Genomic DNA, 18,132 nt, shown 5'->3' with positions numbered 1-18,132 from the left:
AAATAGAAGGTAATCTCGTCATTGATAGCTATCTCATTTTCTCGGATACTTATGTTATGGGAGATATCCTGGCAACCTCAGGAAAAGGCATAATCTATGGCGGATCAATAAAATGCAGTGGAAATATAGAAGCTAAAATCTTGGGAAATGAATCCCAAACCCCTACTCAAATCCTTGCGGGTTATAAAGCTGATATTATAGAGTCTTATTTAAACTGTATTCAAAAAGAGGTTTTGTTTAGAGAATCTCTTAAGAAATTGAAAGTGGGTTTGGAATTAGGAGAGAAATTGAAAAAAGAAGGTAGATTAACCAAAGAAAAAGAGGGTATTTTAGAAAAAATTAAAGATCAGTTTCAAAAGCACTTGGATGAATTGGATAAAATTCGTGTTGCTATAACAGATTTAAAAAAGCAGATAACTGTTTTTAAAAACAAGATAATTAAGGTTTTAGAGGTAGTTTATCCAGGAGTTATAGTAGGTATTACAGATAAAACTTATACTGTTTCAGAAGAAAAAAGAGGTCCTTTGGTTTTTTATTTGGAAGCTTCCTTAATTCAAATAAAGAAAGGAAAATGATATCCAAATTGGTATTGGTTCTATAATTGTAAATAGGTTCTGTTAAGATTATTGAATTTAAAAAAAGTTGTTATAAATTAAAAAATTGATAAATAATAAAGGAGGTTTAAATTTTCTTATGCAAAAGGTCGGGAAAAGTTTGTTTATATGGTTAATTATAGGGCTTTTAGTAATCTTGGGTTATAATCTTTTTTATAATCAAACCACTTTTTATACTACTAATAATATAAGTTATACTGAATTTTTAGAAAAACTTAATCAAGGAAAAATAAAAGAGGTAACTATTGAAGGAAACAAAATCACTGCTCAGCTTAACTCTGGGAAAAGAATTATAACCTATAATCCTGGAGATAATCAACTCATTCCTTTATTAAAGCAAAAAAATGTGGAAATTCTGGCTAAACCTGAAAATCAGAACAATTGGATAACAACTTTTTTAATTTCATGGTTACCTTTTATAGTTTTGATAGTTCTATGGATAGGTTTTTTAAGACAAATGCAACCAGGTAATAAACCTTTTACTTTTATTAAAAGCAGAGCACGTTTAATAAAAGAAGGAGAAAGTAAAGTAACTTTTAAAGATGTAGCAGGTATAGAGGAAGCTAAGGAAGAACTTCAAGAGGTGGTAGAATTTCTCAAAAATCCCTCTAAATTTACCAAATTAGGGGCTCGTATTCCTAAAGGAATTTTATTAGTAGGTCCTCCAGGAACAGGAAAAACTTTACTTGCAAAGGCTATTGCAGGAGAAGCAGGAGTTCCTTTTTTTAGCATAAGTGGATCTGATTTTGTAGAAATGTTTGTAGGAGTTGGAGCTGCACGCGTAAGAGATCTATTTGCCCAAGCTAAATCTCATGCTCCTTGTATTATTTTTATAGATGAAATAGATGCTGTAGGAAGACAAAGAGGAGCTGGTCTTGGAGGAGGCCATGATGAAAGAGAGCAAACTCTTAATCAACTACTTGTAGAAATGGACGGATTTGATACTGCAGAAGGGATTGTAGTAATAGCAGCTACAAATAGACCAGATATTTTAGATCCTGCTCTTTTACGCCCTGGTAGATTTGATAGACAGGTGGTTGTTCCACCTCCTGATGTAAAAGGTAGAGAAGCTATTTTAAAACTTTATGCTAAAAAATTTAAGATTGACGAATCTATAGATTTTAGAACTATAGCTAAAGGGACACCAGGATTTACAGGTGCTAATCTTGAAAATATGTTAAATGAAGCTGCTTTAATTGCTGCTAAAAAGGGAAAAGAAAAGATAGAATTGGAGGATATAGAAGAAGCTAAGGATAAAATACTTATGGGAAAAGAAAGAAAGGGAATGGTTCTTAATGATGAAGAGAAAAAGATAATAGCTTATCACGAAGCAGGGCATGCTCTGGTAGCTTATTATCTTCCTGACCCTGACCCAGTTCATAAAATCAGTATAATACCAAGGGGACAAGCTTTAGGAGTAACTCAACAATTACCTTTAGATGATAGACATATTTATACAGAAGATTATTTATTAAAAAAGATAACAGTTCTTTTAGGAGGAAGAGTAAGTGAAGAGATTATTTTTAATAAATTAAGTACTGGTGCTCAGGATGATCTTAAAAAAGCTACTCAAATTGCCAGAAAAATGGTTTGTGATTGGGGTATGAGTAAAAAATTAGGGCCTCTTGCTTATGGTAAAGGTGATGAACACATTTTCTTAGGAAAAGAATTGTTTCAACTAAGAGATTATTCAGAAGAAACAGCCCGTATAATAGATGAAGAAACTAAAACAATTGTACAAAATTGTTATGAAAAAGCAAAAAATATTATAAATCAATATTTACATAAACTTCATCAAGTAGCTGAAGCTCTTTTAGAAGAAGAGACTATTGATGCTGATAGATTTAAGGTAATTTTAGAAGGATATTAAATTTAGAATGCTATCTCCTTTAAGTATAGGATCTAAAGTATTTGATTGGAAAGAAATTCCTTATTTCGTAGGGATTTTAAATGTTACTCCTGATTCCTTTTCAGATGGAGGAAGATATTTTAATCTAAAAAACGCTATTCTTAGGGCAAAGGAATTATTGGAAGAGGGAGCTGATATTATAGATGTTGGTGGAGAATCTACCAGACCTTTTTCTAACTCTGTTTCTGAAGAAGAGGAACTCCAAAGAGTAATACCTGTAATTAAAGCTATAAAAGAAGAATTTCCTTCTGCTATAATCTCTGTAGATACTTATAAAAGTAAAGTAGCTGCAGAAGCTTTAAAAGTTGGAGCAGATATAGTTAATGATATTAGTGCTCTTAGGTTTGATAAAAATATGCTGAATGTAATAAAGGATTATAATTGTCCTGTAATAATTATGCATATGCAAGGAACTCCCAAGACCATGCAAATTAATCCTGTTTATGATAATGTAATTGAAGATATTAAAAAATTTTTTAAAAATAGAATAGAATTTTTAGTAGAACAAGGTATATCTTTTGAGAAAATTATTATTGACCCAGGCATAGGATTTGGAAAGACTTTTGAACACAATATAGAAATTCTAAAAAATTTAGAAAGTTTTTATGAATTAAATCGTCCTGTACTTATTGGCCATTCTCGGAAAAGCTTTATAGGAAAAATAATAAACAAACCTCCTCAACAAAGAGAAGGAGGAACTATAGGAGTTTCTATTTTTACTTATCTTAAAAAAGTTCATTTTCTAAGAGTTCATAAAGTTGACTTTAATAAAGACGCTATTAAAGTTTTTAAAATTCTAATAAACTGATCAGGAGTTTTGATTTGAAAATATATTTTTTAAAAATTTTAGAAATTTTTTACTCTATTACTCTTAGAGATATAATAGATATTCTTATAGTGACTTATATCATTTACAGAATTCTTTTGTTACTTCAAGGAGGAAGAGCTTTACAAATAGCAGCAGGTTTAATTGTAATTGTTTTACTATACTTTATCTCAGATGTTTTACAGCTTCTTACTTTAAACTGGCTCTTAAATACTTTTATGTCTTCTATTTTTATATTAATTATCATTTTATTTCAGGACGATATTAAAAAAGCTTTAGCTCAAATTGGTAAACCACCTTTTACTAAAATTCAAACTGAGTATTCTTATAGTATAGAGGAAGTAGTAAAAGCTGTTACTAATTTAGCTGAAAAGAAGATAGGCGCTCTTATTGTATTTGAAAGAGAGATAAGTCTAAAAGATTTTTTAGAGGGGGCAACTATTTTAGATTCTAAAATAACCAAGGAACTTTTAATAAGTATATTTTATCCAAAAAGTCCTTTACATGATGGTGCGGTAGTTATCAGTAAAGGAAAAGTTTTAGCAGCTGGAGTTATTTTACCTTTATCTACTAACCCTGATATTGCTAAGGATTTAGGAACCAGACATAGAGCTGCTATAGGAATTACAGAAATTACTGATGCCGTGGCTATTGTAGTTTCAGAAGAGACCGGTTATATTTCTTTAGCAGTAAGTGGAAAAATAACCAGAGATATAACCCCTGCAACTTTAAGAAAAATGCTTTCTCAGTTATTGGGTTTTAAATCCAAAGCTCCTTGGTGGACAAGATTAAGCCATGAAATTCAAAAGGGAACATAAGTTAAAAGTTGTGGCTTTTTTAATTGCTACCACCTTGTGGTATTTTGTAGTATGGGGAAAACCCATTGAAAAAAACATAGAAATTCCTATAACTTATAAACCTATAAATTCCAAATATCTGATAGAAATTAGCCCTTCTTCTGTAATATTAAGGGTCGTAGCTATAAGAAGAATTCTGATCAATTTATCTAAAAAAAATTTAAAAATAGAAATAGATGTTTCAAAATATGCTCCTGGCATTTACCAAATAAGAGTTCCTATTGAAAAAATTAATTTACCTCAAAATGTAAAAATAAAAGAAGTAAATCCTAATTTTATAACCATAGTTGTTAAAAAAATATCTACTAAAAAAGTTCCGATAAAGGTTTCTTTTGAAGATTCTGAACTTTTAAATTCAACTAAGTTTAAGATAAATATTATCCCATCTTATGCTATTATTAAAGCTCCCATTGATATTCTTTCTCATACTAAGGCAATTTATACCAAGCCTATTAATTTTTTGAAGTTAAAATTGATAAAAAAAATGGAAGTGGAAATTGTACCTCCTTTAGGAACTATTTCTATTAATCCTGAAAAGGTAAAAGTAATCTACAAAGAAAAGGAGAAATAAATATGGGAAAAAAACTTTTTGGAACAGATGGTATAAGAGGCGAAGCCAATACTTTTCCCATGCTTCCTGAAATAGTTTTACAGGTTGGTAGAGCTATAGGTTATCTTTTTAAAAATTCCAATAGCCATCTTAGTAAAGTAATAATAGGTAAAGATACCAGACTTTCAGGATATATTTTTGAATCTGCTTTAGTCTCAGGGCTTTGTTCTATGGGAATTTCAACTTGGCTCATTGGTCCCTTACCTACTCCTGCTATAGCCTTTTTAACTAAGGATATGAGAGCTGATGCTGGAATTATGATCTCTGCTTCTCATAATCTTTATTATGATAATGGAATAAAAATTTTTGATAAAAATGGATATAAATTGTCAGATGAATTGGAAAAAAAAATTGAAGATCTCATTTTTGACGAAAATTTTAGAAATATCAGAAAATTTAAAAATGACTTAGGCAGAGCTTTCAGAATAAAAGACGCTATAGGAAGATATGCAGTTCATTTAAAATCTGTAGTTCCTCCTTATCTTGATTTTGAAGACATAAAAGTTGTTATAGATTGTGCTAATGGTGCAGCCTATCAAGTAGGCCCTCAAACCTTAGAGGAACTGGGAGCAAAAGTGATTACAATAGGGTGCAATCCTGATGGTATAAATATTAATGAAAATTGCGGAGCTTTATATCCTGAAAAATTGAGACAAAAAGTTTTGGAAAGTAAAGCCCATCTTGGTATAGCTCTGGATGGGGATGCAGATAGGATTGTAATAATAGATGAAAAAGGAAATTTAATTGATGGAGATGATTTGCTTGCCTTGTTTGCTATTGAGTTTAAAGAAAAAAATATGCTATGGAAAAATACTGTGGTAGGAACTATTATGAGTAATTTAGGACTGGAGAAATATTTAAAAAGCAAAGGTATTGATTTTATAAGAACACCTGTAGGTGATAGATATGTAGTTATGGAAATGAAAGAAAAAGGTAGTATCTTGGGTGGAGAAACTTCAGGACATATCATCTTCTTAGATAAAGCCACTACAGGAGATGGATTGTTAACAGCTATTAGACTAATAGCTTTGATGAAAGAGAAAGAAAAACCTCTTTCAGAATTAACAAACTTATTTGATAAGTATCCTCAAGTAATTAAAAATGTTAAAGTAAAAGAAAAATTACCTGTAGAAAAAGTAGAGGGTCTGAAAGAAAAAATTGAAAAAGCAAAAAAAAGATTAAATAAAAAAGGAAGAGTTATTGTTAGACCATCAGGAACTGAACCTAAATACAGGGTAATGGTAGAGGGAGAATCTGCTGATTTAATAGAAGAGATAGCTCAGGATTTAGCAGATTTTATTAAATCTAAACTACAATGAAAAAACTTTTAATTTTTTTAATTCTTTTATTTTTTTTATTTACCATAGGGATTAAATTTCATGGATATGATTTTGTTCATTCCAGAGCTTCTACTATTTGTTTGTCCTGTATGGGTTTAGGAGATGAATAAAAGAAGATTTATCCAGATTCTTTCCACCATTTTACACAATGGGTATATAAATTCTATTTTTACTTATAACATTTATACTGGATTTTTAAAAAAATTTTGTGCTCCTGGATTAAATTGCCATTCCTGCCCTGCCAGTTTTTTCGGTTGTCCCTTAGGGATTTTGCAAAATTTTTTAATCTCTATTAGAGTCTTATCTTTGCAGGTATTTTTAGGAGCTTTATTTTATATTACCGGATTTTTTTTTCTTTTTGGATTTGCCTTAGGAAGATTTATATGTGGATGGTTGTGTCCTTTTGGTTTTTTGCAAGACTTGATTTATAAAATCCCTTTTTTTAAAAAAAATATCATTTTGCCTTTTCAAATACAACGGTATTTTAAATATATAATTTTAATTATATTTATTTTTATAATCCCTCTGTTTGTAATAACTGATCTGGGATATGGGATCTTAGGATTTTGTAAATATTTATGTCCTGCAGGAACCCTTGAAGGTGGATATTTAAATCTTCTTTTGCACAAGAACCTCAGAACATTGGTAGGCACTATCTTTTATTTAAAAAGTCTGATTTTAGTTTCTATTTTTTTATTATGTATTATTGATTTGAGATTTTTTTGTAAAAATTTATGTCCTTTAGGATTAATTTATGGTTTTTTTAATCGCTTTTGTTTTTTAAAACTTTCTTTTAATCCTGATAGATGCACCTCTTGTAAAATTTGTGAAAATATTTGCCCTTCCAATTTATCCATTCCGGATCAACTCAATTCTGTAGATTGCTTTAGATGTCTAAATTGTATGCAAATATGCCCTACCCAAGCTATTAATTTAAATATAGGTAAAATCAATGAATTATCCTGTAATAAAATTAAATGATAAAGGATTTAAAAACTATTTAAATCAACATCTCTGGTTCACATCCAAGGATATTATAGATTTTCGCAAAATTTCTAAAAATTTAGAACCAGGTAGTTTAGTAAAAATTGTTACTAAAGAAAATTATTTTTTAGGAATTGGATATTTTAATCCTGAAAGTTATTTCTCTTTAAAAATCCTTACTAAACATGAAGAACCTATCAATAAAGATTTTTTCTTAAATTCTTTTAATAAAGCTTTGAGATTGCGTAAAATTTTTTATCCTTATGAAAAATGTTTTAGACTTATCTTTTCCGAAGGTGATTTTCTTCCTGGCTTAATTATAGATATTTATGAAAAAGTAATAATTGTCCAGATTCAAACCCTTGGAATGGAAAAATTAAAAAGTTACATAATATCAGCTTTGATAGAACTTTTTAACCCCGAAGCTATTATATTAAAAAATGATTCAGCAAAAAGAAAAGAAGAAAGGCTTGATTTATATGTGAAAATTGTTTATGGAAAAATAGAAGATCCGATTTTAGTTAATATAGATGGAATTAAATTTTTAATCCCTATTAAGCAAGGGCAAAAAACTGGTTTTTTCTTGGATCAGAGAGAAAATAGAAGATTTATTGTAAAAATAGCAGAAAAACAAACTTTAATAGATGTGTTTTCTTATATAGGAGGATTTTCTTTTTATGCTCTAAAAGGAGGAGCTAAAAAGGTTTTTTTAATAGACAGATCTTCTTTGGCTTTAGATATAGCAGAAGAAATAGCAAAAATAAATAATTGCAAAGATAAAATAATAACTTTGCATGGTGATGCCTTTCAAATACTGAAGAATCCTCCTAAAAGTGATCTAATTATTTTAGATCCTCCAGCTTTTATAAAATCTCAAAAAAATTTTTCTGAAGGAGAAAAGAAATATAAATTTCTTTATTTTTTAGGATTAAAAGCTATAGAAAAAGGATTTTTCTTTGCTTTTTCTTGTTCTTATTTTTTAAAAATGGAAATGTTATGGAGCTTAATAAAAATAAATTTAAGTAAACTAAATAAAAAGGGAAAAGTAATTTACCAAGGTGGTCAGGCTCCTGACCACCCAATAAATCCTTTTGTTGAGGAAACTTCTTATTTAAAAGGATTAGGTTTATATATCAGCTAATTATTTTGGTCTTTTTACTACCATTACAGGAATTGTGGTGACTTCTAAAACCTTTCTAATTATATCCCCTATAGCATAATCTTCACTTGATTTCCCATGAGATCCCATTATGATTAAACCTATAGAATTATTTTTAGCAGTTTCTATTATTTTTTCTGTAGGTTTACCTTTTTCAATTACTGGTTTAATTGAAACTCCTTCTTTTTCTGCTACATATTGAGTTAAATTTACAGCTTCTTCAGCATAGGGAACATCTTCATCGTTTTCAGCTACAGAGATTACTAATACCTCACTTCCAAGCTTTTTAACCATTTCAAATCCTTTTTTAGCAGCTAATTCACTATAAACAGTTCCATCTACTGCAATTAAAATTTTACTAAAATCTGGTTTAATACCCTCTGGAACAACCAATACATCCAAAGGACAATGTGCAGTTACTGGTATAGCAACACTTGTTAAAATTGGTCTTTTTTTCTTTTTACCTACAATAACAAGATCTACATTTCTCTTTTTAGCTTCTTCTATTATGCAATCTGCAACTTCATCAGCCAGCTCTGGAATCACTTCACAGTCTATACCTTCCTTTTCTACCTCAGATTTTAATTGATCTACTATCTCTTTGGCTCTTTTTTCCATTGCCTCTATTACAGGTAATCCTGGAAGAGGGAGCTCTCCTACACAAATTCCATAAATTTTGCTACCGAAATTCTTAGCAAGATAAATACCAGCTTTTATAGCTGTCTGAGAAGCTGGTGTTCCATCTGTAGCAATTAAAATCCTTTCAAGTTTAAATTTAACCATTTCTTACCTCCTCCTATGATTTTATTTCATAAAAAATATAAGAATTTTTTTTGAAATTTCAAAGTTTTAACAAAATTTTTGAAAAAATTCAAATTTATTCCAAAATAAATCTTGCTAAAAATAAATTATTTTAAAAAATTTTTAAATTTAAATTTCTAATAATTCTTGATTTAAAATATTATCAGTATCTTTTTTATCCTTAGATTTGACAGTTTCCTTTTTAAGAATTTCAAGTATTTCTGGATAAGGTATTTCTTCCAATTTTATAACCACCCCTTCTAAAACAATTTTCTGGGTATTTTTAAAATCATAAAAGAAAATGTAAGAATTAGGTTCTATATTAAAATTTAAAAAAATTAAACATTCTTTTATAAAAATATTTTCTTTAATAAAATTCTTTAAATATGGAGCCTCTTCCCTTAAACTTCTTTCTAAAAGAACCCAAGGTTCTATATACTCTCTTTTTATAGTTCCTATATATTTATAATTGAGAATTTTTTTAAAAAACTTTTCATAACTACCTCTTATTAAGACAAAATCTTCATATAATATCAAATCTTTAAAAAACATTTGTTTTTTTATTCTTCTTAAATGAGAAAAATTAAAATAAGAGACTACATCAAATATTTTTAGTCTAAAGCCTTTATTTTGTTTAAAAAGGTCTTTTAAAGCCTCAAAATCATTTTTTAAAAACTGCCAAAATTTTTCTTTAAGAAGTTGATTATAAAAATTTAATTTTCTATTCTGGATTTCTAAGTTCTCTATTTTTGTCTGTAGAGTTTTTCTTGAAAGTCGTTCTATATATTTTTTTCTATATTCTTTAAAAGATTCTGGGTTCTTTTCTAAATTTAACAATTCAAAAGCAAGATTTATTTCTAAAGCTTTATTAGGATCCCCTCCCCTATCTGGATGATAAATCATTTGAAGAACCCTATAAATAGCTCTTACTAATTTATATAAAGATTCCTCATCCAGTTCCTTAACAATCTTGGGAGATAAACCCAAAATTTCAAAAGGATTTGTTTTTCTTTTTTTTATATTAGAATTCATAATTTAAAAATCTTCTCCAAATTTTTAAAAGTTTTTCTCTTTTCTCTTTTATCATTTTTTCAGATCTTAGATTTAAAAATTTTCCTATTTCATCAATAATAAAATGTAGAACACATATCTTTATTTGTAAAGACGAACCTATAGAAAATAAAGCTGAAGTTTCCATATCCATAGCTTCAACTTTTTGATCCCATTTTTGTATTAAATCTCTATTTTTTTCAAATCTTACAGGCGCATCAACCGAAATTATAGATCCTTTCTTAAAACACAATTCTATATTTTTAAGCTCTTTTTTTAATTTTTCTGTAATCTCTTTATCAGGAAGAAAAACTTTTTTATTAGTAAAATAAAATTTACTTGTTCCTTCTAAAGAATAGGCTTTAATTGGCAAAAAAAGATCCCCTATTTTAAGAGAAGAACTTTTGAATTTCCCTGCCCACCCCATAGCAATGATTTCTTTTATACCTAAATTTTTTAAAATTTCTAAAAATATACTTAAAAGTGGAGCTCCTATTATAGGTCCTGCTATTAAAGACTTTTCATCATATTTTAGATTTATATTTAGAAAAGTATAAGAATTTTTAAAGTTTAAAAAGGTTTTAGCAAAATTCCACTCAGGCATTGTAAAAAAAATAATAGCTCTGCTACCAGTTTTCAAGTCTAATTTAGGTAAGAACATAATCTATTTATCCTATAATAAATTAAAAAATTCTGAAATTTTGAATTATTAACAGGATTTTCAGAAAAATAAAACAAATGACTCGGGCACTTACAATCAGAGCAACCAAAATCTAAAACTTTATCCTCAGCCAATAGACTCAAATCTTCTGCTAACCTGCATTCTAAATCTTCTGAAGTCCTTATCGGAATAACTTTTATCCAGTCAGTCTTTTCTATTAAATAATCTATATGCCATTTTTTATTTTTCTTTTTTCTCAAATGTCTATTTATCCTTTGTTTTAGATTTCTTTTGGCAGAACCTACATATATGTAAAACCCAGGTTTAAGTTCCCAATTTTTATTAGACAAATTTATTTTTTCAAATTTTTTCAACTTCAAAATCAATAAATATGCCCCTTTATTCAAGGCTTCTTTTTCTAAAATATCAAAGGGAATTTTAACCTCTTTTATTTCTGTTACATAGCTAAAAGTTTTGTCCCATTTTAAAGAAATAGCTTTTATGTCTATTAAATCTCTTACTTTTAAAAAAGTTTGAGCAAATTCTATATCTATATGATAAGCTGGTAAGAAAAACCTTACATTTGGATTCATAATTACAAACAAAATTCCTGTTCTCTCTTTATTCAAAGAAAGTTCTTTTAATTCTAAAAGGTGCTTAGTTCCTCTTTTGGTTTCTGCATCAGGAAACATGGCAATTTCCTTTCCAAAAAGGGTGCAACTTTTTATTTCTAAGTACTTCTTTTCATGTGTTTTTTCATTTTCTAAAAGAAGATCGAATCTGCTATGGCCATATTTAGGTTCTTCTTTTATAATTCTATAATCTTTAAAAATATTTAATTTTTTTTCCATTATAAGATTTTTTATTATTTTATTAGTAAGATGGGTATGAAGCAAAACATAGGTATCAGCCTTTTTACAGGCTAAAACTGTATAAGAAAGCTTAACAGGTTTTTTATTTTTTACTAAAAGAAGTTCTGTGTCTTTTAATAATAACTCCCAGAGTCTTCCTGGATTAGGTAAATAGGCTAAAACTTCTTTATCTTTTATCTTGGCTTTTATTACAAATCTATTTAATCGTTCTAAAAAAATTGCTTTTATTTTAGGGAAATTAAAAGGATAATCCAACATAACTTTTTATTTTAATCAACTTTTGCTACTTTCGGAAGGGTAAAGTTGAAGTTTTATAGTCTTATAATAAAATATAGCATTATGTCTAAATTAGAAGGCGAGGAAATTCTTAAAAAATGGAGAAAAAACCGTCCACCTCAGCGTTTTCCTATTGTAGCGGTCCTTGATAATATAAGAAGTGCCTATAATGTAGGGTCTATGTTTCGCACTGCTGAATGTGCTTATATTTCAAAACTAATTTTATGCGGAATAACTGCTTATCCTCCTCATCCTAAAATAGAAAAAACTGCTCTTGGAACTACTGAACTTATACCATGGATTTATTTTTCTGATACTCTTGAAGCAATAAAAACTCTTAAAAAAGAGGGCTTTAAAATTGTAGCTTTGGAAATAACTAAGAATAGCATTCCTATTCAAAATATAAATGCTGAAGATTTTCCTTTAGCTCTAATTATTGGAAATGAAGTAACAGGTATAGATGATAAAATTTTATTAAATGCTGATTTTATTGTAGAAATTCCTCTTTATGGAGAAAAAGAATCTTTAAATGTAGCAGTTGCTTTTGGAGTTGCTCTTTTTCTTCTATTGGAAAAAATTAAAAATGATACTTGCAATAATAAAATAAAATCTTATATTTAAACTAAAAAATTTAAACTATCTTTAAGGAGGTAAATGAGTTACACAGTTTATGGAAATACTATAGGATTAAAACCAAGTGAGCTAAAAAGATTAGAGCGTCTTTACAGACGTAGAGTTCCTCCAGCTTCTATTATAACTCATGAACTTGCTAAGGAATTAGCACAAATTTCAGCGGATTTAAATCGTCAAATAGGTATTCTTATAAATCGCAAAGGTGAAATAGATTATGTAATAGTGGGAACTTTTAATAGAATAGTAATCCCTGAACTGAAAGGATATCGCGATCATATTGCCAGACTCAAAGGCTTAAGATTCATTCATACACATATTCTCTCTCATAAACATACTGAATCTGGTCTTGATCAAGATGATCTTCTGGATTTAGGTTTATTAAGACTTGATTTAATAGGTGCTTTAGAAGCAAAAAATACAGGAGAGCCTGGAAAAATTCATATAGCTCATATTTTACCTGATCCAGATTTTTTTTCCAAAAAGTTTTCTGATCAAGAAAATAATTATTTTTATTTCTTAAAACCTTGCTATGTCTGGGAATTAAAAGAAAACTTCTTAGAACTAATTAAAAACTTAGAAGATGAATTAGATCGGGTCAGACCTTTAAAAGAAATAGATGAAAATAAAGACAGAGCTATTCTTATATTTCTAAAAGAGCCAAAAGATTTTTATTTAGAAGAAAGAATAGCTGAACTTAAAGAACTCGCCAGAACTGCAGGAGTTACTGTAGTAGGAGAGATTATCCAAAAAAGAAATTCTCCTGATCCCCGTTATGTCATAGGAAAAGGAAAACTTCTGGAAGTCATGATTTTAGCTCTTCGTAAGAGAGCAAATTTATTGATTTTTGATAGAGAACTTACCCCTTCCCAGGTTAGAGCCTTAAATGAAGCTACAGATTTAAGAGTTATAGACCGCACTCAATTAATACTTGATATTTTTGCTCAGAGAGCTCGTTCTAAGGAAGGTAAAATACAGGTTGAAATAGCTCAATTAAAATATACTTTACCCCGTTTAAGAGCTAAAGATGATGCCTTCTCTCGTTTAACAGGTGGTATAGGCGGAAGAGGTCCTGGAGAAACTAAACTTGAAATAGATAGAAGAAGAATAAAAGATCGTATTGCTAAGCTTGAAAAGGAATTGAAAAAAATTTCTCAAGAAAGAGAATTAAGAAGAAAAAGACGAAAAAAACTTAATTTTAAAGTTGTAGCTATTATTGGATATACTAACGCTGGGAAAACAACTCTCCTTAATACCCTTTCCAAAAGTGAATATTTAGCAGAGGATAAACTTTTTGCAACCCTTGATCCTGTTACAAAAGCTGTTAGAACAAAATCTGGTGGAGTTTTCTTAATGACCGATACAGTGGGTTTTATAAGAGATTTGCCTGAAGACCTTAAAAAAGCTTTTAAAGCTACTTTGGAAGAACTTTATTCTGCAGATTTGCTTTTACATATAGTAGATATATCTCATCCTGATTTTGAAAATCATATAGAAACAGTAGAAAATCTTTTAGAAGAAATGGATCTTTTGAATTACCCCAGATTGGTGGTTTTTAATAAGATAGACCTATTAGAAAAAAATGGGGAATTTTCCCCTAACTTCCTGAAAAATTTATGCTTTAAATATAAAGCCATTCCTATTTCTGCTAAAACAGGAAAAAACCTGGACTTACTCATTGAAACTATAGAAAATAAATTAACTATTTTTGCTCTTGAAGAATCTTTTGAGCCTCATTTTGAAAATTCTTTTTTGAAGGAGGATAATCCATCCATAATTCTTCAAGAGCATAAACTTTTCTAATAGGCTCATAAAAGATATGAACTATAACTGAATCAAAATCAATTACAATCCATTGCCCTAATTCAAATCCTTCTATGTTTAAAGGCTTTATACCAAATTTTTCTAATTCAAAAATTACAAAATCTGTAAGACCTTGGGTATGTTTTGTAGAATGGGCACTACAAATGATTAAATAATCTGCATAATCAACTTTATCTCTTATATCTATTAAAACTATATCTTCTGCTTTTTTGGATTCTAAAAGCTTTAAGATTTCCTCTGCCAGGACTTTACTTTCCATAATTACACTTTACCTTCCTGCACTAATTTCGCAAACAATTCAAAACTCCTGTCATAGGTTTTTTCATACTCTGGTGGGAAACAACAGGCTGGAAGTTGTCTCATGCTTAAATGATAACGCAAACACTCACAACACATTCCTTTTTTAGGACAGGGTTCATAGGTGCAATTACATCTTTTCAAATTTTGTTCTTTTTTGCATTCCATTTTTTCCTCCTATTCTACTGTTACACTTTTTGCCAAATTTCTTGGTTTATCAATATCACAGCCTCTAAGCGCTGCTATTTCATAAGCAAGAAGCTGTAAAGGAACTACATAAAATATAGGTAAAAATTCATAGAAAGTCAAGGGAACTTCTATATAATCATAAGAAATCTTTTTAAATTCTTCTGAATTTTCAGAAATTATGGAAATAATAGGACCTCTTCTTGATTTCACTTCCTCTGCATTGGATAAGGTTTTTTCATAAACAATACCTGTTTCCTTAGCTGCTAAAATTATAGAAGGAACATTTTCTTCAATCAAGGCAATTGGACCATGTTTCATTTCCCCTGCTGCATACCCTTCAGCATGAATATAAGCTATCTCTTTCAATTTTAAAGCACCCTCTAAAGCAATTGGAAAAAGTATGTTCCTTCCTAAATAAAGACAATTACTTATATTATGCCATTTTTCTGAAATTTCTTTAATCTTCGGTCTTATCTTTTCTATAAAATTATCCAACTGATTAGAAATCTTTATTAAAGCATCTACTTTTTCCTTATCTTCATCTTTTCCATAAAGCATTTTTTTTAAATAAAAAGCAAGCAAAATAAAAACTAAGACCTGAGTAGTAAAAGCTTTGGTAGAGGCTACACTTATTTCAGGACCTGCCTGGGTATATAAAACTACACCACTCTCTCTGGCAATGGTGCTTCCTAAAACATTACAAATAGATAAAATTTTAGCTCCTTTTTCCTTAGCCAAACGCAAGCTTGCTAAGGTATCAGCAGTTTCTCCTGATTGAGAAACTCCAATAAATAAAGTTTTGGAATTAATTAAAGGATTTCTATATCTAAATTCCGAAGCAAGATCTACTTCAACAGGAATTTCCAAATGCCTTTCTATGAGATATTTAGCTACTAATCCTGCATGATAAGAAGTTCCACAAGCAACTATAAATACTTTTTGAACATCTTCTAAAAATTCCTTAACAAGCCCTTCCTTTGAAAAATCTATTTCCTTGTTATCAAGATTTATCCTTCCAAGTAAAGTATGTTTAATAGCCTCTGGTTGCTCACAAATCTCTTTAAGCATAAAATGGGCATAACCACCTTTTTCCGCAGAAGCAAGATCCCAAGAAATAAGAACTGGTTCTTTTTCAATTTTATTCTTTTTAGAATCATAAACCTCTATTTTATCCTTATATAAAATCGCTACTTCTCCATCATTTAAAAAAACTACTTTTTTAGTAAAAGGAAGCAAGGCAGGAATATCTGAAGCTACGAAATTTTCTTCTTCTCCTACACCCAGCACAACAGGACTCTGGTTCCTGGCAACTAAAATAAATTCAGGATGCTTTTTATAGATTAAAGCTATAGCAAAAGAGCCTTTTAAATCTTTTAAAGTTCTAAAAAAAGCTTCTTTAATATTTAGTCCCTCATTTAAATAGTCTTCTACCAAATGAACAATAACTTCTGTATCCGTGGCAGAGCAAAATCTATGACCTTTTTTTAATAGTTTTTGTTTTAATTCATAGTAATTTTCTATAATTCCGTTGTGAACCAAGGACAATTCTTCTTTACAATCCATATGAGGATGAGCATTTTCATCAGAGGGTTCTCCATGAGTTGCCCAACGAGTATGCCCAAGCCCTGGAGCTTTAGCCTCTAAAGGTGGCTTTTTAAATATCTTTTCTTCTAAATTGAAAATTCTGCCTTTAGTTTTAATAACCTTTATCTTATTTTTTTCTAAAAATACTATACCTGCAGAATCATATCCTCTATATTCTAATCTTCTGAGTCCCTCTAAAAGTACAGGAATAATTTGTCTTTTCCCAATATATCCTATTATTCCACACATAATTTCTCTTTTCCTTCTCTAAGTCTTCTTAGATATTCCTCCCATTCCCAAGGAAGTAAATATTTCTTTTTGTTATTACACTCTTTACAGGCAGGAACTATATTAGATCTATCAGAGGTGCCACCACGAGAAAGAGGAATTTTGTGATCCATAGTAAGCTCTTCTGGCTTAACTTTTTTTCCACAATAATAACAAATCCCCCTTTCTATCTGTCTCCTCCACCATCTTGTATTTTTAAGTTTCCTTGCTTTTGCCTTCTCTTTTTTTATAAATTCCTGTAAACTCAATTTTTCTTTTTTTCTCATTTTTCTATTAACTTTAAAATTTCATTTAATACCTGTTCAGGAGTTAAATAAGAGGTATCTATAACATAAGCACTATCTGGAACAGTTAAAGGAGCCACAGCTCGTTTACTGTCAAGCTCATCTCTAAATTTAATATTTTCTAACACTTCCTCATACTTACAATTTGATTCTTTATTTAGTTTTTCTTTAAATCTTCTTCTTGCCCTCACTTCATCACTTGCTGTAAGAAAAATTTTTAAATCTGCATAGGGAAAAACAACACTTCCCATATCTCTTCCTTCAGCAACTATAGATTTGTTTTCTGCCAATTTTCTCATAAAATTTGTTAAGAAATCTCTTACTTCTTTTAAAGCTGCTACCTTAGAAACGACATTCTCAACATCTTTGGATCTGAGCTCTTCCTTTATCAATCTTTCTTTCCAATAAATAAAAGTTCCTTCTGATAAAAGCTTTATTTCTATTTCTTTAAACATATCTTCTAAAAATTTCAACAATTTTTGTGAATCTTTTAGATAATTTTTTAAATCAGAAGTGGAAAGTAATAAATAAGTTACCAATCTATACAAACTTCCCGATTCCAAAAGTAAGTAATTCAATTTTTTAGCCAGTAATCTTGAAATGGTAGTCTTACCAGAAGAAGCAGGTCCATCAATAGTAATAATTTTAAAAATTCTCATAGTTTCTTAGACTTAATTTCTTTTTTAAAGATACTATCTAAAACTCCATTTATAAATGCTGGAGAATCATCTGTTCCGTATAATTTAGCAAGTTCTACAGCCTCATTAATAGAAACAACTTCAGGAATATCAGGTCTAAAAAACATTTCATATACTGCCAATCTAAGAATATTTTTATCTGTTATATTCATTCTTTCTAAAGGCCAAGAGGGGGTGTATTTTTGAATAATTTTATCTATAAAATCCAAATTATCTAATACCCCCCTCACCAGCTCTTCTCCAAACTTTAGAGCTTGTATATTATTTATATTTAAATATCTTTTATAATTTTCTATAGCTTCTTCTATAGAAAGATCAGCTATATCTTTTTGATAAAGAATCTGTAAAGCTATTTCCCTACCTTTTCTCCTCATCATAG

General features: G+C 29.2%; 21 protein-coding genes. 11 read left to right on the top strand and 10 right to left on the bottom strand.

Annotated elements, in window-relative coordinates; translation table 11 throughout:
* The 9 genes from CC87_RS06275 to CC87_RS06240 all read left to right on the top strand — a co-directional run.
* The coding region (locus tag CC87_RS06275) for a FapA family protein (protein ID WP_169740273.1) at positions 1-575 on the top strand (575 nt) is incomplete at its 5' end.
* A gap of 118 nt (positions 576-693) precedes the next feature.
* Complete coding sequence (gene ftsH / locus CC87_RS06270) at positions 694-2,484, top strand: ATP-dependent zinc metalloprotease FtsH (protein ID WP_038057282.1); 1,791 nt, start codon at positions 694-696, stop codon at positions 2,482-2,484.
* Between the two features lie 7 nt (positions 2,485-2,491).
* Entirely contained in the window at positions 2,492-3,331 is an 840-nt protein-coding gene (gene folP, locus CC87_RS06265) for a dihydropteroate synthase (protein WP_038057280.1), read from the top strand.
* Between the two features lie 14 nt (positions 3,332-3,345).
* Positions 3,346-4,167 carry a diadenylate cyclase CdaA gene (gene cdaA / locus CC87_RS06260; RefSeq protein ID WP_051920662.1) on the top strand — a complete coding sequence of 274 codons (822 nt, stop codon included), beginning with the start codon at positions 3,346-3,348 and terminating at the stop codon, positions 4,165-4,167.
* A complete protein-coding gene (locus CC87_RS06255) occupies positions 4,145-4,777 on the top strand; it encodes a YbbR-like domain-containing protein (protein ID WP_038057278.1) in 633 nt (210 codons plus the stop codon). The genes cdaA and CC87_RS06255 overlap by 23 nt, the downstream gene beginning before the upstream one ends.
* A 2-nt stretch (positions 4,778-4,779) precedes the next feature.
* Positions 4,780-6,135, top strand: a complete 1,356-nt coding sequence (gene glmM / locus CC87_RS06250; RefSeq protein ID WP_038057276.1) for a phosphoglucosamine mutase — start codon at positions 4,780-4,782, stop codon at positions 6,133-6,135.
* The gene (locus tag CC87_RS09330; protein ID WP_281170018.1) at positions 6,132-6,266 is read left to right on the top strand and encodes a hypothetical protein; all 135 of its coding nucleotides are present in this window, start codon (positions 6,132-6,134) and stop codon (positions 6,264-6,266) included. Before glmM ends, CC87_RS09330 begins: the two co-directional genes overlap by 4 nt.
* Entirely contained in the window at positions 6,259-7,137 is an 879-nt protein-coding gene (locus tag CC87_RS06245; RefSeq protein ID WP_038057274.1) for a 4Fe-4S binding protein, read from the top strand. Before CC87_RS09330 ends, CC87_RS06245 begins: the two co-directional genes overlap by 8 nt.
* Positions 7,109-8,281 carry a class I SAM-dependent rRNA methyltransferase gene (locus CC87_RS06240; RefSeq protein WP_038057272.1) on the top strand — a complete coding sequence of 391 codons (1,173 nt, stop codon included), beginning with the start codon at positions 7,109-7,111 and terminating at the stop codon, positions 8,279-8,281. The genes CC87_RS06245 and CC87_RS06240 overlap by 29 nt, the downstream gene beginning before the upstream one ends.
* Here CC87_RS06240 and CC87_RS06235 read toward each other — a convergent pair whose 3' ends face one another.
* The 4 genes from CC87_RS06235 to sfsA form a co-directional block, all read right to left on the bottom strand.
* Positions 8,282-9,082, bottom strand: a complete 801-nt coding sequence (locus CC87_RS06235) for a universal stress protein (RefSeq protein ID WP_038057270.1) — start codon at positions 9,080-9,082, stop codon at positions 8,282-8,284.
* 147 nt (positions 9,083-9,229) lie between these two features.
* Positions 9,230-10,132 (bottom strand): J domain-containing protein, encoded by a 903-nt coding sequence (locus CC87_RS06230; protein WP_038057268.1) that lies wholly within the window; start codon positions 10,130-10,132, stop codon positions 9,230-9,232.
* Entirely contained in the window at positions 10,122-10,811 is a 690-nt protein-coding gene (locus CC87_RS06225; protein WP_038057266.1) for a phosphorylase family protein, read from the bottom strand. The genes CC87_RS06230 and CC87_RS06225 overlap by 11 nt, the downstream gene beginning before the upstream one ends.
* Positions 10,793-11,941 (bottom strand): DNA/RNA nuclease SfsA, encoded by a 1,149-nt coding sequence (gene sfsA / locus CC87_RS06220; protein ID WP_038057264.1) that lies wholly within the window; start codon positions 11,939-11,941, stop codon positions 10,793-10,795. The genes CC87_RS06225 and sfsA overlap by 19 nt, the downstream gene beginning before the upstream one ends.
* 81 nt (positions 11,942-12,022) lie before the next feature.
* Here sfsA and CC87_RS06215 point away from each other — a divergent pair, with 81 nt between their 5' ends.
* Both CC87_RS06215 and hflX read left to right on the top strand, forming a co-directional pair.
* On the top strand, positions 12,023-12,580 hold the full coding sequence (locus CC87_RS06215) for an RNA methyltransferase (RefSeq protein ID WP_038057312.1): 558 nt from the start codon (positions 12,023-12,025) through the stop codon (positions 12,578-12,580).
* A 33-nt stretch (positions 12,581-12,613) separates the two neighbouring features.
* Positions 12,614-14,392, top strand: a complete 1,779-nt coding sequence (gene hflX / locus CC87_RS06210) for a GTPase HflX (protein WP_038057262.1) — start codon at positions 12,614-12,616, stop codon at positions 14,390-14,392.
* Here the strand turns inward: hflX and rsfS are convergent.
* Genes rsfS through nusB form a run of 6 tightly spaced genes read right to left on the bottom strand, consistent with a single transcriptional unit; the run spans position 14,292 to position 18,130 of the window.
* Positions 14,292-14,672 (bottom strand): ribosome silencing factor, encoded by a 381-nt coding sequence (gene rsfS / locus CC87_RS06205; protein ID WP_038057261.1) that lies wholly within the window; start codon positions 14,670-14,672, stop codon positions 14,292-14,294. The two genes, hflX and rsfS, sit on opposite strands and share 101 nt — an antisense overlap.
* A gap of 2 nt (positions 14,673-14,674) precedes the next feature.
* A complete protein-coding gene (locus CC87_RS06200) occupies positions 14,675-14,878 on the bottom strand; it encodes a DUF6485 family protein (protein ID WP_038057259.1) in 204 nt (67 codons plus the stop codon).
* 9 nt (positions 14,879-14,887) lie between these two features.
* The gene (gene glmS, locus CC87_RS06195) at positions 14,888-16,732 is read right to left on the bottom strand and encodes a glutamine--fructose-6-phosphate transaminase (isomerizing) (protein ID WP_038057258.1); all 1,845 of its coding nucleotides are present in this window, start codon (positions 16,730-16,732) and stop codon (positions 14,888-14,890) included.
* Positions 16,720-17,037, bottom strand: coding sequence for an HNH endonuclease (locus CC87_RS06190; protein ID WP_038057256.1), 318 nt, complete (start codon positions 17,035-17,037; stop codon positions 16,720-16,722). The genes glmS and CC87_RS06190 overlap by 13 nt, the downstream gene beginning before the upstream one ends.
* Positions 17,034-17,714 (bottom strand): (d)CMP kinase, encoded by a 681-nt coding sequence (cmk, locus tag CC87_RS06185; RefSeq protein ID WP_038057255.1) that lies wholly within the window; start codon positions 17,712-17,714, stop codon positions 17,034-17,036. The genes CC87_RS06190 and cmk overlap by 4 nt, the downstream gene beginning before the upstream one ends.
* Positions 17,711-18,130 carry a transcription antitermination factor NusB gene (gene nusB / locus CC87_RS06180; RefSeq protein WP_038057253.1) on the bottom strand — a complete coding sequence of 140 codons (420 nt, stop codon included), beginning with the start codon at positions 18,128-18,130 and terminating at the stop codon, positions 17,711-17,713. Before nusB ends, cmk begins: the two co-directional genes overlap by 4 nt.
* Positions 18,131-18,132: the final 2 nt, after the last annotated feature.

This window comes from Thermodesulfobacterium hydrogeniphilum (assembly GCF_000746255.1).
Classification (GTDB): Bacteria; Desulfobacterota; Thermodesulfobacteria; order Thermodesulfobacteriales; family Thermodesulfobacteriaceae; genus Thermodesulfobacterium; species Thermodesulfobacterium hydrogeniphilum.
Note: the sequence above shows the minus strand (reverse complement) of the source record. Positions and strands in the feature narration are given on the sequence as shown.

What these genes read in the sequence shown, in the direction of transcription:
- CC87_RS06255 (WP_038057278.1), top strand. Translation starts at nt 4,145, where the DNA reads ATGAAATTCAAAAGGGAACATAAGTTAAAAGTTGTGGCTTTTTTAATT.
- CC87_RS06225 (WP_038057266.1), bottom strand. Translation starts at nt 10,811, where the DNA reads ATGTTCTTACCTAAATTAGACTTGAAAACTGGTAGCAGAGCTATTATT.
- sfsA (WP_038057264.1), bottom strand. Translation starts at nt 11,941, where the DNA reads ATGTTGGATTATCCTTTTAATTTCCCTAAAATAAAAGCAATTTTTTTA.
- CC87_RS06190 (WP_038057256.1), bottom strand. Translation starts at nt 17,037, where the DNA reads ATGAGAAAAAAAGAAAAATTGAGTTTACAGGAATTTATAAAAAAAGAG.
- CC87_RS09330 (WP_281170018.1), top strand. Translation starts at nt 6,132, where the DNA reads ATGAAAAAACTTTTAATTTTTTTAATTCTTTTATTTTTTTTATTTACC.
- glmM (WP_038057276.1), top strand. Translation starts at nt 4,780, where the DNA reads ATGGGAAAAAAACTTTTTGGAACAGATGGTATAAGAGGCGAAGCCAAT.
- rsfS (WP_038057261.1), bottom strand. Translation starts at nt 14,672, where the DNA reads ATGGAAAGTAAAGTCCTGGCAGAGGAAATCTTAAAGCTTTTAGAATCC.
- CC87_RS06200 (WP_038057259.1), bottom strand. Translation starts at nt 14,878, where the DNA reads ATGGAATGCAAAAAAGAACAAAATTTGAAAAGATGTAATTGCACCTAT.
- glmS (WP_038057258.1), bottom strand. Translation starts at nt 16,732, where the DNA reads ATGTGTGGAATAATAGGATATATTGGGAAAAGACAAATTATTCCTGTA.
- cmk (WP_038057255.1), bottom strand. Translation starts at nt 17,714, where the DNA reads ATGAGAATTTTTAAAATTATTACTATTGATGGACCTGCTTCTTCTGGT.
- CC87_RS06230 (WP_038057268.1), bottom strand. Translation starts at nt 10,132, where the DNA reads ATGAATTCTAATATAAAAAAAAGAAAAACAAATCCTTTTGAAATTTTG.
- nusB (WP_038057253.1), bottom strand. Translation starts at nt 18,130, where the DNA reads ATGATGAGGAGAAAAGGTAGGGAAATAGCTTTACAGATTCTTTATCAA.
- CC87_RS06215 (WP_038057312.1), top strand. Translation starts at nt 12,023, where the DNA reads ATGTCTAAATTAGAAGGCGAGGAAATTCTTAAAAAATGGAGAAAAAAC.
- CC87_RS06245 (WP_038057274.1), top strand. Translation starts at nt 6,259, where the DNA reads ATGAATAAAAGAAGATTTATCCAGATTCTTTCCACCATTTTACACAAT.
- CC87_RS06240 (WP_038057272.1), top strand. Translation starts at nt 7,109, where the DNA reads ATGAATTATCCTGTAATAAAATTAAATGATAAAGGATTTAAAAACTAT.
- CC87_RS06235 (WP_038057270.1), bottom strand. Translation starts at nt 9,082, where the DNA reads ATGGTTAAATTTAAACTTGAAAGGATTTTAATTGCTACAGATGGAACA.
- folP (WP_038057280.1), top strand. Translation starts at nt 2,492, where the DNA reads ATGCTATCTCCTTTAAGTATAGGATCTAAAGTATTTGATTGGAAAGAA.
- ftsH (WP_038057282.1), top strand. Translation starts at nt 694, where the DNA reads ATGCAAAAGGTCGGGAAAAGTTTGTTTATATGGTTAATTATAGGGCTT.
- hflX (WP_038057262.1), top strand. Translation starts at nt 12,614, where the DNA reads ATGAGTTACACAGTTTATGGAAATACTATAGGATTAAAACCAAGTGAG.